Origin of the sequence: Pseudocoprococcus catus, from assembly GCF_019734885.1 — a bacterium.
Taxonomy (GTDB): Bacteria; Bacillota; Clostridia; order Lachnospirales; family Lachnospiraceae; genus Coprococcus_A; species Coprococcus_A catus.
On record NZ_JAAXCM010000060.1, the window covers coordinates 1 to 469 of the forward strand.

The following is a 469-nucleotide window of genomic DNA, read 5'->3' on the forward strand; positions in this document are numbered from 1 at the left end:
CCATGGAAATATCTTCTTCTCTTACACTTCCGTATTCTACATAATCACACTTTTTCACCATTTCTTTTGGCAGCCAGCTCAGACCTTCAAAAAACTCCTTAATCGCATCCAGTTTCTTTGCACTGAACGGCGGGCAGACCACTGTATTGATTACAATACTTTCCTTTGCCCTCTCTCCAAAAGCTTCTACCAAATATTTTAATCCCTGTATTGCTTTCTCAAAACTTCCTTTTCCTCCACTCATCACTCTGTACGCATCGTGGATTCCTTCTGGTCCATCTATACTTGCCAGAACACTCATTCCTTCCACTCCGGCCACATACGCTGCGATTTCCGGTGTTACCAGTGTCAGGTTGGTAGAGAAAGAAAAGGTCAGTTCTTTTCCTTTTATAATCTGTCGGCTGTAATCTATTGTCTTTTTCATCAGTTCAAACTGCACCAGCGGTTCTCCGCCATAAAAGGATACTGC

General features: G+C 42.6%; 1 protein-coding gene. It reads right to left on the bottom strand.

The window, feature by feature from the left end; translation table 11 throughout:
• The coding region (locus HED67_RS17745) for a radical SAM protein (protein WP_221718785.1) at positions 1 to 469 on the bottom strand (469 nt) is incomplete at both ends.